17 protein-coding genes, 1 tRNA gene and 1 pseudogene are annotated in these 16,304 nt (G+C 63.6%); 4 read left to right on the forward strand and 15 right to left on the reverse strand.

Translation table 11 applies throughout. From position 1 onward, the window contains the following. Window positions 1–22: 22 nt before the first annotated feature. Both BST47_RS14015 and BST47_RS14020 read right to left on the reverse strand, forming a co-directional pair. Complete coding sequence (locus BST47_RS14015; protein ID WP_083126113.1) at window positions 23–1,396, reverse strand: hypothetical protein; 1,374 nt, start codon at window positions 1,394–1,396, stop codon at window positions 23–25. Further along, window positions 1,393–2,133, reverse strand: a complete 741-nt coding sequence (locus BST47_RS14020) for a hypothetical protein (RefSeq protein WP_234809697.1) — start codon at window positions 2,131–2,133, stop codon at window positions 1,393–1,395. Before BST47_RS14020 ends, BST47_RS14015 begins: the two co-directional genes overlap by 4 nt. A 288-nt stretch (window positions 2,134–2,421) precedes the next feature. Between BST47_RS14020 and BST47_RS31110 the strand changes: the two genes are divergently transcribed. Further along, the gene (locus BST47_RS31110; RefSeq protein WP_234809698.1) at window positions 2,422–2,748 is read left to right on the forward strand and encodes a hypothetical protein; all 327 of its coding nucleotides are present in this window, start codon (window positions 2,422–2,424) and stop codon (window positions 2,746–2,748) included. Window positions 2,749–2,765: 17 nt separating this feature from the next. Here BST47_RS31110 and BST47_RS30680 read toward each other — a convergent pair. After that, window positions 2,766–2,840: transfer RNA gene (locus tag BST47_RS30680), tRNA-Ala, on the reverse strand. 476 nt (window positions 2,841–3,316) lie between these two features. Here BST47_RS30680 and BST47_RS14030 point away from each other — a divergent pair. Further along, on the forward strand, window positions 3,317–3,604 hold the full coding sequence (locus BST47_RS14030; protein ID WP_083126115.1) for a type II toxin-antitoxin system RelE/ParE family toxin: 288 nt from the start codon (window positions 3,317–3,319) through the stop codon (window positions 3,602–3,604). 14 nt (window positions 3,605–3,618) lie between these two features. After that, window positions 3,619–3,918 carry a HigA family addiction module antitoxin gene (locus BST47_RS14035; protein ID WP_083126116.1) on the forward strand — a complete coding sequence of 100 codons (300 nt, stop codon included), beginning with the start codon at window positions 3,619–3,621 and terminating at the stop codon, window positions 3,916–3,918. 26 nt (window positions 3,919–3,944) lie between these two features. Here BST47_RS14035 and BST47_RS14040 read toward each other — a convergent pair whose 3' ends face one another. Continuing rightward, window positions 3,945–4,241: a hypothetical protein gene (locus BST47_RS14040; RefSeq protein ID WP_083126117.1), complete on the reverse strand. Its 297-nt coding sequence runs from the start codon at window positions 4,239–4,241 to the stop codon at window positions 3,945–3,947. 377 nt (window positions 4,242–4,618) lie between these two features. On the opposite strand from BST47_RS14040, the gene BST47_RS14045 reads away from it, so the two are divergent. After that, window positions 4,619–5,365 (forward strand): DUF5131 family protein, encoded by a 747-nt coding sequence (locus tag BST47_RS14045; RefSeq protein WP_083126118.1) that lies wholly within the window; start codon window positions 4,619–4,621, stop codon window positions 5,363–5,365. On the opposite strand, the gene tcmP is transcribed toward BST47_RS14045, so the two are convergent. The 11 genes and pseudogenes from tcmP to BST47_RS14100 form a co-directional block, all read right to left on the reverse strand. Continuing rightward, window positions 5,362–6,513 (reverse strand): three-Cys-motif partner protein TcmP, encoded by a 1,152-nt coding sequence (gene tcmP / locus BST47_RS14050; protein ID WP_083126119.1) that lies wholly within the window; start codon window positions 6,511–6,513, stop codon window positions 5,362–5,364. The genes BST47_RS14045 and tcmP overlap by 4 nt on opposite strands. Before the next feature lie 203 nt (window positions 6,514–6,716). After that, window positions 6,717–6,842 carry a hypothetical protein gene (locus BST47_RS31445; protein ID WP_272937638.1) on the reverse strand — a complete coding sequence of 42 codons (126 nt, stop codon included), beginning with the start codon at window positions 6,840–6,842 and terminating at the stop codon, window positions 6,717–6,719. Window positions 6,843–8,284: 1,442 nt separating this feature from the next. Then, complete coding sequence (locus BST47_RS14060) at window positions 8,285–10,564, reverse strand: heavy metal translocating P-type ATPase (protein WP_107528968.1); 2,280 nt, start codon at window positions 10,562–10,564, stop codon at window positions 8,285–8,287. 118 nt (window positions 10,565–10,682) lie between these two features. After that, a complete protein-coding gene (locus BST47_RS14065; protein WP_083126190.1) occupies window positions 10,683–10,910 on the reverse strand; it encodes a heavy-metal-associated domain-containing protein in 228 nt (75 codons plus the stop codon). A gap of 167 nt (window positions 10,911–11,077) precedes the next feature. Continuing rightward, window positions 11,078–11,371 (reverse strand): metal-sensitive transcriptional regulator, encoded by a 294-nt coding sequence (locus BST47_RS14070; protein WP_067394808.1) that lies wholly within the window; start codon window positions 11,369–11,371, stop codon window positions 11,078–11,080. Window positions 11,372–11,631: 260 nt separating this feature from the next. After that, the gene (locus tag BST47_RS14075; RefSeq protein ID WP_067394810.1) at window positions 11,632–12,072 is read right to left on the reverse strand and encodes a hypothetical protein; all 441 of its coding nucleotides are present in this window, start codon (window positions 12,070–12,072) and stop codon (window positions 11,632–11,634) included. Between the two features lie 15 nt (window positions 12,073–12,087). Further along, on the reverse strand, window positions 12,088–12,852 hold the full coding sequence (locus BST47_RS14080; protein WP_067394812.1) for a DUF305 domain-containing protein: 765 nt from the start codon (window positions 12,850–12,852) through the stop codon (window positions 12,088–12,090). Window positions 12,853–13,280: 428 nt separating this feature from the next. Beyond that, window positions 13,281–13,796, reverse strand: a complete 516-nt coding sequence (locus BST47_RS14085) for a pyridoxamine 5'-phosphate oxidase family protein (RefSeq protein ID WP_234787776.1) — start codon at window positions 13,794–13,796, stop codon at window positions 13,281–13,283. Continuing rightward, complete coding sequence (locus BST47_RS14090) at window positions 13,796–14,056, reverse strand: SHOCT domain-containing protein (protein ID WP_083126121.1); 261 nt, start codon at window positions 14,054–14,056, stop codon at window positions 13,796–13,798. The genes BST47_RS14085 and BST47_RS14090 overlap by 1 nt, the downstream gene beginning before the upstream one ends. A 44-nt stretch (window positions 14,057–14,100) precedes the next feature. Beyond that, window positions 14,101–15,349, reverse strand: a pseudogene (locus BST47_RS31515) (heavy metal translocating P-type ATPase); the annotation flags it as partial. A gap of 31 nt (window positions 15,350–15,380) precedes the next feature. Next, complete coding sequence (locus BST47_RS14100) at window positions 15,381–15,878, reverse strand: YflT domain-containing protein (protein ID WP_067394814.1); 498 nt, start codon at window positions 15,876–15,878, stop codon at window positions 15,381–15,383. Window positions 15,879–16,304 lie beyond the last annotated feature (426 nt).

Consider the following 16,304-nt stretch of genomic DNA (forward strand, 5'->3'; position numbering starts at 1 on the left):
CGCGCGTCCGGCAAACGTCGCTCTAGTGCAGACCTTGCGCTCGAAGGTCAGCGAGCATGGCCGTGATCGTCGCGAGGATCTCAGCATCTGGGCTGTGGAAGCGCCGTCCCAGCCGCTGAACACCAGCGTCTATGCGCTGGAGAAGCGCGCGATAGGCGTCACCGGCGGCCTCGGCGTAGCCGGCGGCGGCCTGCGCCTGAGATTGATCGGAGTACCGCGTGGCTAGCGTGGCCAATTCTTGGGTTAGATCCTTTGCCTGCTCTTGCACCTTCGCCGTCAGGTTGCGCGTGAAGTCGAGATCGGGCACGAACGGCGACTCGACGTCCTCAACCAGTACCACCTCCAGCACATGACAGATCTGGTAGAGCATGTCGATCGTGGTTTCGACAGACCAGATCTGGGCACGAAGCTCCGGCGGCGGAACGGGAATCGTCAACAGTTGGGTCGACACTTCGCCCCGCGCCCATCGCTCCATATTCAGGGCGTGGGCCTCCCAGCGAGCGACTTCCGCGTCGGCGGCTTCACGCGCGGCGGCGATCTCGGCCTCGGCGGCCTCCCGCGCGGCGGCCACGTCGCCACTCGCCTGCCCACGCGCCGCCGCCACCTCAGCGGCAGCGTCAGAGCGCACCTTTTCCAACTCGCGGCGCACCCGCTGCAGGGCTTCCTCGCCCGTCGCCCGCTCGGTTGTCCGCTCGGTGCTCCGTTCGACGGCACGCGCCTCCGCGGCGCGAACCGTCTCTTGGGCCGCCGCCACCTCAGCCGCCGCATCGGCGCGAACCCGTTCGATCTCGGCCTGCAGTTGCTGCATCGCCTGCTCGCCGGCTGCGCGCTCGGTCGTCCGTTCGGCGCTCCGCTCACGGGCACGCGCCTCGGCCGCCCGAACCCCCTCTTCTGCTGCCGCGACCTCAGCTGCGGCACCAGCTCGCACCCGCTCGATCTCGGCCTGCGCCTGCTGCACCGCCTGTTGATCGGCTGCCCGTTCGGCCCTTCTTTCGGCGTCCTTGCGCTCGGCCTCGGCCTCCACCGCGCGGACTCGCTCACCCGCCGCCGTGGCAACGCGTGCTGACTCCTCGGCTTCGGCCCGCGCGAGCGAGGCCGCCGCCTCAGCGTCGAGCCTGCCCTGATGCGCCGCGCGCGCCTGCTCCTCGGCCACCCGGCGCAGATGGTCGGCCTCGACGAGTTGCATCGCCAGCGATCGGCGTGGCACCCGGGGCCCATTGCGTTCGCGATGGTGGGCGAGTTCGCGCTCGCTCATCCCCGCCAACGCGACGGCTTCAGCCCGCGGTTGTAACCCCAACCGCTGCGCGGCGGCGACCGACTCCGCCGCCGCGCGTCGTGTCAACGCAGCCCATCTGTCGACGTCGAGGTCCTCGATGTGTTGGCGAGTCGTCGTCATCGGCGACGCCGCCCTCCGCTGGTCTCCGCCACCGTGGCGGAAGGCGTTTCGGTGGAAGACTTTTCAGCGGCGACGGTCGGTGTCGGCATGCTTGGTTTCCGGTGCGCCGATGCAGGCTTGTTGTCGCGAGTCTCATCGGACGGGCGCGTGGTCGTTGCCCCCGCGATGTCGGAAACCGGACCGGCCTGTTGTGCCAGAACCAACAAGAGCTGCTCCTGGTACACCGCCACAGCCTTGGCGAGCGTCTCATCGCCGAGTCGCTCGGCATCACGAAGCAACCCACTCAACAACTCCAGGGTCACCGCGGGCCCAAGCCCCAGAGTCGCCCCCTCGCTCGCGGCGGGCTCGATACCGGCGGTGTCGACCACCCACTGCCAGCGCTCCCACGCCAGAGCGTTCTCCGCGTCGTGACGAGCCTGTTGCTGACGGCTTTCGTCTCGATCTCGCTGCTGCTCAAACCGCTGACGGGCCCGTCTCGACGCATAGAGCACCGCGCACGCCGCGATGGCCGCTGCCAACACTGCCGCTAGGCCGGCAAAGCCAGGCGAGACCACGAAGTCCCGCGCAGGAAGATCTCCGATAATGCCTACCAGGGGTACATGCTCCACCCAGTCAGTCTCGCACCGTGTGGACATGCGCAGTAACGGAAATTCGAAGCAGTGCTCGTGGCTCGACTGCATATGCGCGCGATGCGCATCGCCACAATTGATCGGTCGGTCCCCCACGAATGTGATCAACTTTGCTGATCGCGTTTATTCGGCGCAGGAAGGGGCATGGCTTGACGGTCAGCGACGACCCAAGCACTGCCGCACATAGCGCACCGCGCAGGCCAAGAACCGGAGCACGAGTTGAACGTCCGAAAATGTCTGTCTCTCGTAGCCGCTTGCCTAGCCGCGGCACTTCTATTCGCACCGAGTGCTTCAGCTGAGCCACGACCCACAATCCCTGGAGCCGATGCCGCTATCGCCAAGGCCGAAAGCATCCTCGGGACAGACCAATTCGGCATCTACGGATGTGAAGCGCTGGTGGCCTACGCATTCGGCGTGCCCCAGGAGCAATACGGTTGGGACGGCGCTGCCGAGACCATGTACCAAACCCTCCTCGAACAAGGGGAGATCCACACCGACAGGGACCCGCCCCGTGGGGCACTCGTCTTCAGCAGAGGATTCGTCGGTGCCCATATCGACATCGCCCGCGGGGACGGGACCTATATATCCGGCGGCGTCCAGGGGCTCTCACCGGGATACGGCGACGGGAGCAACATCCAAATCCTGCCCAGTCCCAGTGTGGGGGACGACAACTACACCTACCGCGGTTGGAGTCTGGGATTTCCGGAGTCCGAGCCGCAATGACGCGACTCATCAAGGAGTGGAGCTAAGGGGATTCGAACCCCTGACCCCCACACTGCCAGTGTGGACTGTGATGTGCTGTCCTGTATCGCTACGTCCACGACGTCCCGATCTGTGCAGCTCAACTGCTGGTGTGCGTACTCATGCGTCCCGTGCGTATTTGCCGGTGATCGAGCGTCTTAGGACACCGCTAGGACACGCCGAACAACGTTCGCGCCGGGGCTGCGCGATGAGGGCTTGGGTAAGCGATGCGGGCTCGAGAAGGCTCGCCGCACAGGTATGCGGAGGACGCCGTCCGACCAGTTAGCGTTCAGAGGCTATGGCGAAGCGAGTGAGTCCAGCGATCCTGTCGCCCCGTCGGGAGGCGCTGACGCTCGCCTTCTGATATCGCCGGGTTTACGTCGTTACCTCAGTTCGTGCCTGTCAGACGATCGTGCACTCGTCGCCCAATTCGATTGGACCAAACACAAACGCAACAACGTCGGCCAGCCCACCCGCGTAATCCACCCGCGCTGGCGCGGGTGGTGTACTAACGTTTGACGTTACTAACGCGAACCGTTAGTATTAGCACGTGATCCGGTCGTTCAGCGACGGCGACACCCAGAAAATCTGGGAGCTGCGCTGCCCGAGGGGGATCAGCCAGGAACTGGCGAAAGCGGCTCGCCGGAAGCTGCAACTCCTCGACGCCGCGGAGAACATCAACGATCTGAGGGTGCCACCAGGCAACCGCTTGGAAAAGCTCACTGCCAAAGGCGGCCGTGAAGGGCAACACAGTATCCGCGTCAATGACCAGTACCGAATCTGCTTCGCATGGAGCAATGGCGGCGCCGACGACGTTGAACTGACCGACTACCACTGACAAAGGAGCAGACAATGGCTGATTTCGCACCTACCCACCCCGGCGAGATTCTTGCCGAGGAGTTCCTGGAGCCGTTAGGGATTACCCCCTACCGTCTGGCCAAGGAGATCGGCGTTCCGCAGACGCGCCTGAGTCAGATTATTAGCGGCCGGCGTGGCATCACTGCGGACACAGGACTGCGGCTGTCGCGGGCACTTGGGCTCAGTGACATGTTCTGGATCAACCTCCAGGCGCGCTATGACGCCGACATGGTTCGTATCGACAAGAACGACGAGCTCGAGCACATCCACCCACTGGCCGCCCGCGCCGGGTGAAATAGACGGCCGAACCAGTTGCCAACTCAATCGGTCCGGACTCCAAGCACCTTCGCGCCGATCGTCATCGCCCGCGCCATCGCGGCCGGGTCGTACCACTTCATGTTGTCGGCGCCATTGAGCGCTCGATCGGCGCGGCGCAGCAGGAATGAAGCGGCATCCTCGCGGCTGATCGCATCACAGATAATGGCGGTCGCGGCGTGCTTGGCGTCGTGCCATGACATTCCCGCAAAGGTGTCCTCAGCGGACAGAACCATCGTGAATTTCTGCAGAACTTCGCGGGGCGGCTCACCGCGGCCGATGACTTCGGGCGGCGTGCGCACACGATCAGCTCGAGCGCGCCGGCTTCGGGGTCAGCGGAGGACTCGGGAACGGTGTAGGTGCTCATCGCAGTGCGTCCATAGCGCCGGCGGCCTCAAGCAGCGCATTCGCGAGCTGGCGGGCATCGGCTGCGGTGAGTTCTTTGCAACCGGTGCCATACAGCGAGACGTGGCGCTCGACCCGTCCATCCAGGTACTGCCATCCGTCAACAATGACGCCCGCGCCGATCCTACGCCCGCTCGGCGAGGAATGATCCCGCTGACCTGGTTTTCTTCATCTGCGACCAGGTAATTTCCGCGTGTCGTTCGGCTCGGTTATGGTGTGCAAACTAGGATAATCGAACACGTGTTCGATATGTTGTGAGATTAGGGTGTGAACGATGGCTGATCGATCTGCAATCGAATGGACCGAGGCGACGTGGAATCCGGTCACCGGCTGCGACCGCGTATCCGCGGGCTGCGACCATTGCTATGCGATGACGCTCGCCAAACGGCTAAAAGCCATGGGTTCAGCCAAGTACCAGAATGACGGTGATCCTCGGACATCTGGCCCCGGCTTCGGTGTGACGACCCACCCGCAGGCCCTCGACGAACCTTATCGGTGGCGCCAATCCCGCGTGGTGTTCGTGAACTCGATGTCGGACCTCTTTCACGCCCGCGTGCCAACCAGCTTCATCCGCGATGTCTTCGACGTGTGCCGCGACACGCCGCGTCACACGTATCAAGTCTTAACTAAACGGAGTTTGCGACTGCGCAGAGTGGCCGAAAAGCTGGACTGGCCAAGCAATCTCTGGATGGGCGTCTCCGTCGAGAATGCCGTCGCGCTGCCTCGCGTAGACCATCTACGCGAAGTTCCAGCCGCAGTGCGGTTCCTATCCTGCGAGCCGCTCATCGGCCCACTCGACGGCATCACGCTCGACGGCATCCACTGGGTGATCGCGGGTGGTGAATCAGGACCCAAATACCGCCCAATGGACATCAATTGGGCACGGGGCATTCGCAACGCCTGTGCGGAGGCAGATGTCGCGTTCTTCTTCAAGCAGTGGGGCGGCCGCACACCGAAGGCGCTTGGCCGAGAACTCGACGGTCAACTCTGGGACGAGATGCCCTTAGCCGCAACGGTCTAAGTCACTGCCCTTCGGAGGATGTGCTGATGTGGCTTGGCCGTCTTGGTTACGTGTTCGATCTCGCCCGCCTTCACTAGCGCGCGAACCGCGGCGGTATATGCGGTCTCTTTGGCCTCTCCATATAGGTCGCCGAACACGTCCGTCACGTGATCGACCACCTTTTTCGGTTGGCCGTCAGCGGTCAGCCGACGCAGGTTGTCGGTGATGTGAGCGATTGCTTGGGAGTGCTCGTGCTGGAGTTGGTCTGCCACGGAGTCGAACAACATGCCTTCTAGCTCGTCGGGGTCCGGGCCGAGGAACTCGATCCACTTCTCGCGGGCCTTAGCGCCGGCAGCGCCGAAGACCCAAAAGCCGTAGGTCGCCTGTGTAAGGAATATCAGGAAGTAGACAGGCTGGTGGTGGACTTGCCGACGGACCGGCGCGACGACAAGTCCGTATGCGGTTCCTTTGGTGAGGCGCCTGGCGTATTCAACGGCCACATCGTGGGCCGCCGACTCCCAGTCCTGCCCACCAGAAGCCAGGTGGGATTGCAACGCCACGTCGCGCCACCACTCGCCTCCGCACACAGCGTCAGCCTTCGCGACTCCGCCGAGGTCGAGCAGGCCCTTTTTGAATTGGCCACCGGCTCGCCGGATCAGATCGGCGTTGAAGTTCAGCAAGACCTCGGTCCGCGGCCAGGAGCCCCGCGTGCGGAGGATGTCCTTGATGGAATCCATCGGTAGCACGGCACCGCAGGGGTCAAGGAAGACGAAAAAACTTGCACCATTTGCTAACTGGAGTGCGTCTCCGATGTGACCCCCGCAGTCGCCCTGGTAGCTGTCGATGTGAATATCTCGGGAGCGGTACTCGTCGGCCACTGCGTCGAGGGACCCGAAGTCCTTAGGGTTCTTCTCGACCAAGAGAAGATCGATCTGGGTGGTTGCCTTGACCTTCTGAGCGGCGAGCATCATGTGCTCGGCGGAACCTGCTTCACCAGTGTCGAAGCGCCCGCGGCCAGCGAATCCATCAAACAGCACAGCACGCTTCGGCTTGAGCGTGCTCGCCGTCATAGTCGCGAACCTGATGACGTATTGCTCAAGAATCGCATGCTTGTATACCGACTGCGGCCGAGGGCTTTCGAGCAGCCCGGCGTCTGTTCCGGTAGGCATGGTCTGTCCGCTACTCGTCGCGGGCGCGCTTCGCGCGGTTTCTCGTACCGGAACACATGTTCGATATTCTACCGCCGGGACCGGACAACCAAGCGGAGTGGAAGGCCGCTGGACGAAGACGTGATAGACAACAAAACGCCCCCGGTCACCACATGCACGGTGATGGCCGGGGCGCCCTGCCGTTGGTCAACGCCTACGCGGGCTCAATCCGTGCGGCTCAAGCCGTCGAGTTCGTCGGCGGCGGCGAGTGCGGCCGATGCGAGCGCCCGCAGCTCGCTCGACTGCACCGGCTGGCGCCGACCCTCGTCGATGATTGCGGCCTGTCGCAAGGGTGCCGTCGGACTGCTGCCGTCCCGCGAGCTGAATACGGATGCCAGCGGCGCGACGCTCCGTCCCTCCGAAGTAGCGCACGGGGTGGCCCTCGTCGAGTGGGTCGACCCACTCGGTGAGTCCTGGCGCGTCGGCGGGGCCGTCGACTGCGGGCGGTTTGGCGTTGGACATCGGCTAGCGAACCTTTCTGTAGCTAGCTGGCTGCCAGACTGCTCAAGTCATATTGAGGTCACGAGTACCGATTTCGTACTCGATACAACTTTTGCCCTGCATAGAACGTGTTGCGCGATAATGGGATTGAACCAGCTGCCGCATTGGCCACGGTGCATCCGCATGAATAACCGCTAATATCCACCAATCTGGGCGGTCCCCCTCGCCTATATCAGTGGGTCGGCAAGCCGCCAATGAAAGGCAAGGCAGTCCGTTTACCATGTCTCCCCGGTCAAGCTAGACGACGAGCGTGACCGCCTCCGTCGGAATGCTATCGGCGACCCTGGGCTAAGCGAGGGGTTATGAATTCGATTCGTGTGCCATTCTCAAACTTGTACTTCTGGTCGAATCCTGTTGCTTACAAGGATCTTCCGGCTCTCATGGATAATCTCTATTATCCATCAAATGCGGCTCGTGCGGTTGGCGGCGAACTCGTGATCGATAAGTTCCGCACCGCGCCGATAACGTCGCCCTCCCGTCTGCCACGTGCGCGTTGATGCCAGCGCGGCGCCGAGCCGACTGCGCCACAACAACGGCGATGGTGGTTCTGCTCGCCCGAATGCGCCCAGCGATTCGCCGCAGCACCAACTCAACACACGCGCGGGCCCGAAGATCGGCGGCTGTAGCGTTGCCCGCTTCGATGCGGCTTTGCGAAGAAACTTGCTGCTCAACGCATTTGGGTGCTGGCGGGCCTGAGGGGCGTCGCGCCGCGGTTAGTGATCGTAGGGCCATCTGCCGTCGGCGATTGGGGATTGGGGGTCAAATCGAAAGCGAGCCTCGTCGGGGTTGGTGCCCAGTGCTCGAACGATCTCGGTCCAGCCGTGGCCGTTGGCGCGGGCGTCGTGGACCAGGTGGGGCAACCATCTTTCGGCTTGCTCGATGAGACTGGCGATCAGCGCGATGCTGGCCAGGTCATCGCCGAGCCAGACTCCCCGGCGATCGGCCAGCGCGGCGACGGCGTCGTCGATGAGGGTCGTAGGTGTCCTCGCCGCTGCGCGGATCCGGAGTGATCACCGTTTCACGGCACGTGCAGCGGGCAGCACGACACTGATGTCGCGGTACCGTAAACAAGCTCGTCGATGTCACGGTTGCCTGACATCGAAGCCGGTGAAGTGCGCAAGCAAGCTCCCATCGCACTTTTCCGATATCGCTGTTATGCGGTGTACCAACGGGATTAGTCAGCCCAAAACTGTGGACCAATGTCTGGTATCCATGAACCGTTTCTGCTACTTCAAATGACAGCTTGGTTCGGGGCCCCTGGTGCTGTTGCCTCGGTGTTCACTGCGGATGAGGGTTGATGGGAGGCGTGGCTGGCGAAGCGGCGCAGGCGCAGACTGTTGCTGACCACGAAAACGGAGCTGAACGCCATTGCGGCGCCGGCGATGAGCGGGTTGAGCAACCCGAGTGCGGCCAGCGGCAGGGCGGCGATGTTGTAGGCGAACGCCCAGAACAGATTCCCCTTGATCGTCTTGAGCGTCGAGCGGGACAGCCGGATGGCATCTGCGCCGGCGCGAAGATCACCGCCGACCAATGTCAGGTCAGAGGCCTCGATGGCGACGTCGGTGCCTGTGCCCATGGCTAGGCCCAGATCGGCCTGCACCAGTGCGGCGGCGTCGTTGACTCCGTCGCCGACCATGGCGACAGTGCGCCCCTGCGCTTGCAGGTCTTTCACCGCATCGAGCTTGTCGGCTGGTAGCACCTCGGCGATCACATCTCGCGGGTCGATGCCGACCCGCGCGGCCACCGCGTGTGCGGCGCGCCGGTTGTCCCCGGTCAACAGAACCGGGCGCAAACCAAGCCGGCGGAACTGGCCGACCGCGGCAGCCGAGGTGGACTTTATTGTGTCGGCGACGACAATCACTCCGCGGATCGCCCCGTCCCAGCCCACCCAGACCGGGGTCTGGCCCAGTGTTTCGGCTTGCTCCGCGGCGTCGACGAGGATGTCGGGGGCGGTCAGCGACCACTGTTCCGTAAGGCAGCCGCGGCGCCCGACCAACATGGCGTGCCCAGCGACGACGCCACTGACACCCAATCCGTCGTGGTTGGTGAACCCGTCGACAGACGGCAGCGCGTCACCGTTGGCAGCGGCACTCGCAACGATCGCTTGGGCGATCGGGTGTTGCGAAGCGTTCTCCAAGGCCCCGGCAAGTGTCAGCACCTGCGCGGCGTCCTCGCCGACACCCGGGTACACGGCGATCAGGCTCATCCGGCCGGTGGTGACGGTGCCGGTCTTGTCCAGCACGATGGTGTCGACGCGGCGAGTCGACTCGAGGACCTGCGGTCCCTTGATCAAAATACCGAGCTGGGCGCCTCGGCCGGTGCCGACCAGCAGCGCGGTGGGGGTGGCCAGCCCCAGGGCGCACGGGCAGGCGATGATCAGGACGGCGACGGCGGCGGTAAACGCCGCCGCCGTGTGCCCGGCCAGCAGCCACACACCCATGGTGATCAGGGACAACGCTATGACGATCGGGACGAAGATCGCCGAGACCCGGTCAGCCAAGCGCTGCACAGGGGCCTTTCCGTTCTGGGCGTCGGCGACCAGTCGCGCCATCCGCGCCAGCTGGGTGTCGGCGCCGATCCGGGTGGCGCGCACCAACAATCGTCCGCCGACGTTGACGGTCGCCCCGATGACCCGATCTCCCGGTCGCACCTCGATTGGCACCGATTCCCCGGTGAGCATCGAGGCGTCCACCGCCGAAGCGCCCTCGGTGACAACACCGTCGGTCGCAACCTTCTCCCCCGGACGCACGACGAAGATATCCCCCAAGGCCAACTGGGCAGTGGGGATCCGGGTCTCGGCGCCGCCTCGCAACACCGCGACATCCTTGGCCCCCATGTCCATCAGCGCCCGCAGCGCCGCACCCGAACGCGTCTTCGCGCGTGCCTCGAAATAACGCCCGGCCAAGATGAACACGGTGAGCGCGGAGGCGACCTCAAGGTAGATGTGGTCGGCGCCCCCGCCCGTGGCCGGGAACAGGCTGAACGTCATCCGCATGCCGGGCATGCCGGCATGTCCCAGGAACAGTGCCCACAGCGACCACAGATAGGCTGCAGTGACACCCAGTGAGATCAGCGTGTCCATGGTGGCCCCGCCGTGGCGGGCGTTGACCCAGGCCGCCTGATGAAACGGTAACGCTCCCCAGACCACGACGGGCGAGGCCAAGGTCAGAGCGAGCCATTGCCAGTTCGTGAACTGCAGCGGCGGAATCATCGACAGGACCACGACCGGCACGGTCAACACCAGCGAGATCAGCAGTCGGGTCCGCAACGAGGCGGCCTCGTCGGATTCTGCTGCCGTGGTTTCGACGTCTTCACCGCCGGCGGCCACCGAGGGTGGCGGTGCGGCGGCGGTGTAGCCGGCGGCCGCCACAGCGGCGATCAGTTGTGCGGTGTCGATCGATCCGCGATAGGTGACTTTGGCCTTTTCGGTGGCGTAGTTGACGCTGGCGCTGATCCCGTCGAGCTTGTTCAGCTTCTTCTCGATCCGGGCGGCACACGAAGCGCAGGTCATCCCGCCGATCGACAACTCGACGCTGAGCGGCTCATCGAGCGCGGCCGCGTGATCGGTGGTGCTCACGTGCTGTTGTCTCCTACAGCCGACCCGCTTGCGGAGCGCGGTGCGGTGTTGGTTAGGAAGTGGCCAGGTGGTAGTCGCCGGCCTCGTGCAGCGCGGCGTGCACCTCATCGGTGTCGAGCGGGGTGTCGCTGGTGATGGTGACTGTCGAGGTGCCTGCGGGCACCAGCTCCACGCTCACACCGGTGACGCCGGGCAATGCGGTGAGTTCGTCGGTGACCGCGCCGACGCAGTGACCGCAGGTCATCCCGGTGACGGGGTAGCTGGCGGTGGTGGTACTCATGTCGTTCTCCTGCACGGGTGTGGTTGGGATGGATAGAGCAGTCTGTTGCCGCCCGCAGCAACCGCATCCGGCGGTTGCGGGCTCGGCCAGTGGCACCGAGGAGGTGAGATTCGGTTTCATCGGCTCATTTCGTCGGTAATAGGGGTCGTTCAGTAGGTGGGGTCTGTTCATGAGCGCACGAGACGGGCGATGGCCGCGGAAGCGTCGGTGAGCCGCTGCTGGGCCGCATCGCCGCCTTCCTGGACGGCGTGGCTGACGCAGTGGTTCAGATGTTCGTCGAGCAGCATCAACGCCACCGATTGCAGCGCCTTGGTGGCAGCCGAGATCTGGGTGAGTATGTCAACGCAGTAGGCGTCTTCCTCGATCATCCTCGCCACACCGCGCACCTGACCCTCTATGCGGCGCAACCGCTGCAAATAGCCGTCTTTGGACTGCAGGTAACCGGGCGCCGTCGTGTCCACGACTAGGACTCCTCTCACTTACCCCATGGGGGTATTTGCGTACTATACCCCTCGGGGGTATGCAAGTGTCAAGAGGATGGGAAACGGATTCGAGACCCTCGGCGTCAGAATCGTCCGTCCGCGCAGCGAACTGCGTGATCTCCATTTGGCGGGGTTGTCAACTCGCGCAGCGGCCGTGTTCGGTCACCAGGCGGTTGCAAAGGGCATTAATGCGCGAACTGGGTTCGGCCGTCGGCACGCGAAGGGTAGCCAGACCGGTGTCAGTGGTCATGGTCGAACACGACAAGAGTGTCGGCCAGATTGCCGTCGATAAAATACGCCCGGCACACGAAGGGGTCGTGCAGGGTTCCGCCGACCTCGCTCGGGGCCTCGACAATGCCTTCCACATTCCGAACGGTGATGCGAGAGTGGTCGACGCCGTAGAGGGGCCCCCCTTCCAACGACGAGAACAAGTCTTTCACCTCCGGATCAAGTTGCGTGCTCGTCACGGTGATGTCGGAAAGTCTCGCTGTCGATGGTGACGCTAGCCTCGCGACGACATCACGCTCGCACCGCTCCTGTGCCGCACGCGCGGACGCGTTCGCGACTGTCGAGTTGATGAGTCCGAAACCCCGCGTGCTTATGGCGATCACAACCAGGGTTGCACCACATATCGCAGCGGCTGCAAGAAGCAGCACGCGTGTCCTTCTCTGAGCGGCCATGCAGTCCGACTCTGTCTACAGCGAGGACAGAATCGACTTCATCGTGTCGATCTCCTTCTGCTGGCTGCTAGTGATCGACTTGGCCATCTCCACCGCCGCCTGGTACTGGCCGTTCTCGACCTCGTTCTGCGCCATATCGATCGCGCCCTGGTGATGGGCGATCATTTGTGTGAGAAACAATTTGCTGGCTTCTACGCCTTGCGCGTTCTTCAGGCGGTCCATATCGGCCTGCGACATCATTCCCATACCCGGCATGCTGTTTGCGCCGGGCGACATCGACCCGCCAGGCATCATCGAGTTGTCGGGCATGCTGCTGGAACCGGGCATGTCACCGTGATGGGCTCCACCGCCGTCACCGGGCGTCCCGCTAGCGCTGGGCATCGAATGACTTGGCATCCCAGGCATGTTGCTGGAGCCAGGCATGTCCATCCGGGGCATCGTGGTGGGCATCCCCCAGGCACTAAGCCAGCCCTTGAGTTGTTCGATTTCGGGCATTTGAGCGTCCTTGATTTGCTTGGCAAGGTCGGTGACCCGCGGGTCAATGCCTTGCTTGCCGAGGATTATGTCGCTCATCTCGATGGCCTGCTGATGATGCGGAATCATGTGCTGGGCGAACATCGCATCGGCGTTGTTGTGTGCTTGAGCCCCGGCGGGCATCGAGGTGGAGGCTGCGGGCGTCGAAGGCCCCGATTGTTCAGTGGCGGTGTTGCTACAGGCCCCGACAGCGAAAAGTGCACCCACGGCGGCCACCCCCGCCACCACTGTGTGGATCGATTTCATTTTAAAAGCTCCTTTTCCTGTCCAGCGCACCGGTCGTCGTCATACCTGTCGTTGGTCATCACAAGTCTCGACGTCTTCGCTCTGGCTCGGCTAGCGGTTTCTTGAAGATTCGGTGAAGGCCGGTCCTGCCAGCGGTCGTGAGTGCATAGCGGCTGCGCGCCGCAGGACATCCTAGCCGCTGGTGGTACTTAGGTTCGTCGACTCGCGTGCGAAGCTGCACGCCAGGGCTCGACGGAGTAATCGACGCATCGATGACCCGAGCGAGGGCAAGGTCTCCACCGTGACGACCACGAGCGCACGCCCGGCGGCGCACACGTGTAAGCCCTGGCCGCGATCCGCGACGACAACTAGCAGCCCTTTTGGCACTTGCATCTCGATGACGCGCCAGTATTGGAAGACTCGGTCGCGGTACAAGCAACGTTGTCCGCCTATCGACCTGCGGGTAGCTGTGTCTGTCCGGCCGCTTGGCGCGGTTGTCGCAGTATGTCGAGGGCTGACAGCCCAATGCCGTAACTGAATATCGTTTTGTTCGGCTGGATCGCGATGAAACACATTTGACCGCCCTGGCTGACTATGCGCTGTTCTGCAGCAAGGATCCGACGATGGAACCATGATTTTTGAAAGGCGCCGATTGCAGCGGTGTCGTTAGCCTCCAATATCGTTGCTAAACCCTGAAATTGGACGGCGCTCGGTGGGAACACGGGTAGCCGGTGAGGCACTGGGATGACGAACGCCACTTCCGGATGCTTGCGGATGTGGTGCACTTTGGCTGTGGTGCTTCTGGTGGTGACGAAGAGCGTCAACGGCTGATCGGGCGGTGACACGGCGTAGATCACGGCGGTGGCGTGAGGTGCTCCCCGTCGGTCCATTGTCGATAACGTGCCGAAGGTGCGTCGTCGGACGGCCCGGTCGATTTCGTCGAAGCCGCTGTCTTTGATGATCACTATGGTGTTGTTCGAGGGGCGCCCCGCAGAACCTGCAGGCGGTCGTGGTACTCCGCTTCGGTGATCTCGCCGCCGGCGAATCGTGCGGCAAGAAGTTGTTCGGCGGAGAGTGGAGGTCGGATTGGCTGGGTCGCGTCGCCGGCGGCGAGTTTGATCAGTAGTACGATCCCGCCGACCAGCAACGCCCAGAACAGCACCATTCCGATGCCCATGGCGGCGTATCCCCACCATCCCATGCCGTCGCCGTACCAAATCATCACGGCAATACCTCCTCGTGAACGTCGGCTGCTCCTGCAGCGCCTTACTACGATGGTTGAGACGCAGAGACGCTGACAGAGGCGTATGCAATCGGTTCGAGGGCCTTTGGACCCTCGCCAGAAGTCCGTTCCAACGCGCTCGTCATGCGTGCGTGCGCGGGATCCGGTGCTGGCGCGGGCAGGCTCAGCCGCTACCAAGAGGGCGTTGACAGCGACGATCAAGCTGGACAAAGCGGCGATCTCTGGGCGCAAGACGAGCCCGAATGCAGGCTGAAACGCTCCCGCGGCAATAGGGATCGCGATGAGGTTGTAGCCGACTGCCTACCCAAGGTTTTGTCGCATCTTTCGCAGAGTGCCCGCGGCCGATACGAAGGGCGATGGGTACATCGAGCGGATCGGAGCGCATGAGCACCAGGTCGGCAGTCTCGATGGCGACATCGGTGCCGGCACCAATCGCCACACCGAGATCGGCTTGAGCCAGGGCAGGTGCGTCGTTGACTCCGTCACCGACCATGGCGACCTTTCGACCGTCTCGCTGTAGTTCGGCGATTTGGGCGGCTTTGTCCTCAGGCAGCACGTCGGCGATGACCGTGTCGATACCCAGTTGCGAAGCGATCCGTCTGGCGGTCGCCTCGTTGTCACCGCTGAGCATGACGACCTGTGCTCCGATGTCGTGGAGAGCGGCGACCGCGCAGCTGATGTTGGTCGGGCCGCGTCTGCTAGCGCGATTACCCCGACACCGCGACCGTCCACTGCGACCAGTACGGCGGTGCGGCCGCTGGATGCCAGTTCGTCACGTCGGTCCATTATCTCGGCGCCTTGCTCGATCATGAGCTTGCGATTGCCGACGGCGACCACGTGTCCGGCCACGTCAGCGGTGGCTTCATGTCCGGGCACGCTTCGAAAATTGTTGAGCGGCAGTGACGTAGCGCCTTGCTCGGTGGCATAGCGCGCGATCGCCGCTGCCAGTAAAATGTTCAGATTCCGTCTCCACCGCCGCCACCAGCGCCGGGAGTTCGTCCTCGGCGATGCCTTCGACGACGGCGTCGGTGACCTCGGGTTCACCCTTAGTCAAGGTGCCGGTGTTGTCCGTGACGACGGTGTCGATGCGTGCTGAGGTCTCCAGTGCAGCAGCGTTTTTGAACAGGACACCGCGCTTGGCGCCAAGTCCTGTTCCGACCATGATTACTGGCGTGGCCAAGCCGAACGCGTCAGGCACGTGATCACCACCACGGTAATGGCGAACAGCATCGCGGTTTGCACGCTGGCGCCGAGGGCCCACCACACCGCGAAGGTGGCTGCGCGAGCCCGAGCGCCGCCAGCGTCGTCAGCCTCGCATGGTGGCCAGCAGCTGAGCGGCCTGCTCGGCGAACGCCGGCGTGCACACCACGTCGTAACGCTCAGCGGCCAGCGTCGACATCGACGTGAAATCTCGCCGGCCACCGGTCGCCCAGTGCTCGACGAACCCGAAGATCGCTCCCCAGACGGTGCCGATGAGCAAGCCAGCCACCATAACGCCGAACCAGGCGGTGCCAACGGCGAACATTCCCAACAGCAGCCCAATCAACAGGCCCCACCAGGCTCCGCTCGACGCGCCCGTGAGCGCGGCGCGGCCCTTGGTCAGGCGGCCGATGACGGCTTCCACGGTGGTCACATCGTGACCGAGGATTCGGAGGTTCTCCACCGGGAATTCTGAATCGGACATGAAGTCGACTGCGCGCTGAGCTTGCGCGTAGTCGCGGTAGCTGGCTATCACCCGGTACTCGGAGCTAGCGGCAGCCCCGCTGGTCGTGCCGGTGAATGGTTGATCGGAAGATGTGTCCATGGTGCTCCTATGGTGAGGCCGGTTGGCATCGAGATTCGCCGCCAGATGCCGACGGGTCAGCCCTGGCTAACCGGCCCGGCGCCGCGTCGGCCGACAAACTGTCCACACGCTGTCCGTCTCCGCATACTACTAAATAGCTTAGTAGTATGCGGAGCGTCTACTGAGTCGCTTAGTAGAATTGTCGGCCCTTTGGTAAAGGCCGGGTGCCGAGCACTCCGGGTTCAACAGCGACGCCTTCTACGGCCGCGATCGGGCAATGCCGTATTCATGCCGTTGCTGGTCGCCGGCCCTGAGGAAGCGATGCTTCTGCCATGAGCGACCGCGGTGCTGACCGCACTAAAACTAGCGCCGGTCGTCAGGCGCAGCCGGCGACGCGCTAGCGGCTCAAGTATGCCCGCGCTCGCCCATACTCGCCGGTGAGCAGAG

The organism is Mycolicibacterium tusciae (genome assembly GCF_002086795.1).
GTDB classification, from domain to species: domain Bacteria; phylum Actinomycetota; class Actinomycetes; order Mycobacteriales; family Mycobacteriaceae; genus Mycobacterium; species Mycobacterium tusciae.

Bases quoted from the DNA above. Each gene is read 5' to 3' on its own strand.
- BST47_RS14045 (WP_083126118.1), top strand. From the start codon at position 4,619: ATGGCTGATCGATCTGCAATCGAATGGACCGAGGCGACGTGGAATCCG.
- BST47_RS14060 (WP_107528968.1), bottom strand. From the start codon at position 10,564: ATGACCTGCGCTTCGTGTGCCGCCCGGATCGAGAAGAAGCTGAACAAG.
- BST47_RS14035 (WP_083126116.1), top strand. From the start codon at position 3,619: ATGGCTGATTTCGCACCTACCCACCCCGGCGAGATTCTTGCCGAGGAG.
- BST47_RS14100 (WP_067394814.1), bottom strand. From the start codon at position 15,878: ATGGACACATCTTCCGATCAACCATTCACCGGCACGACCAGCGGGGCT.
- BST47_RS14065 (WP_083126190.1), bottom strand. From the start codon at position 10,910: ATGAGTACCACCACCGCCAGCTACCCCGTCACCGGGATGACCTGCGGT.
- BST47_RS14015 (WP_083126113.1), bottom strand. From the start codon at position 1,396: ATGACGACGACTCGCCAACACATCGAGGACCTCGACGTCGACAGATGG.
- BST47_RS14080 (WP_067394812.1), bottom strand. From the start codon at position 12,852: ATGAAATCGATCCACACAGTGGTGGCGGGGGTGGCCGCCGTGGGTGCA.
- BST47_RS14075 (WP_067394810.1), bottom strand. From the start codon at position 12,072: ATGGCCGCTCAGAGAAGGACACGCGTGCTGCTTCTTGCAGCCGCTGCG.
- tcmP (WP_083126119.1), bottom strand. From the start codon at position 6,513: ATGCCTACCGGAACAGACGCCGGGCTGCTCGAAAGCCCTCGGCCGCAG.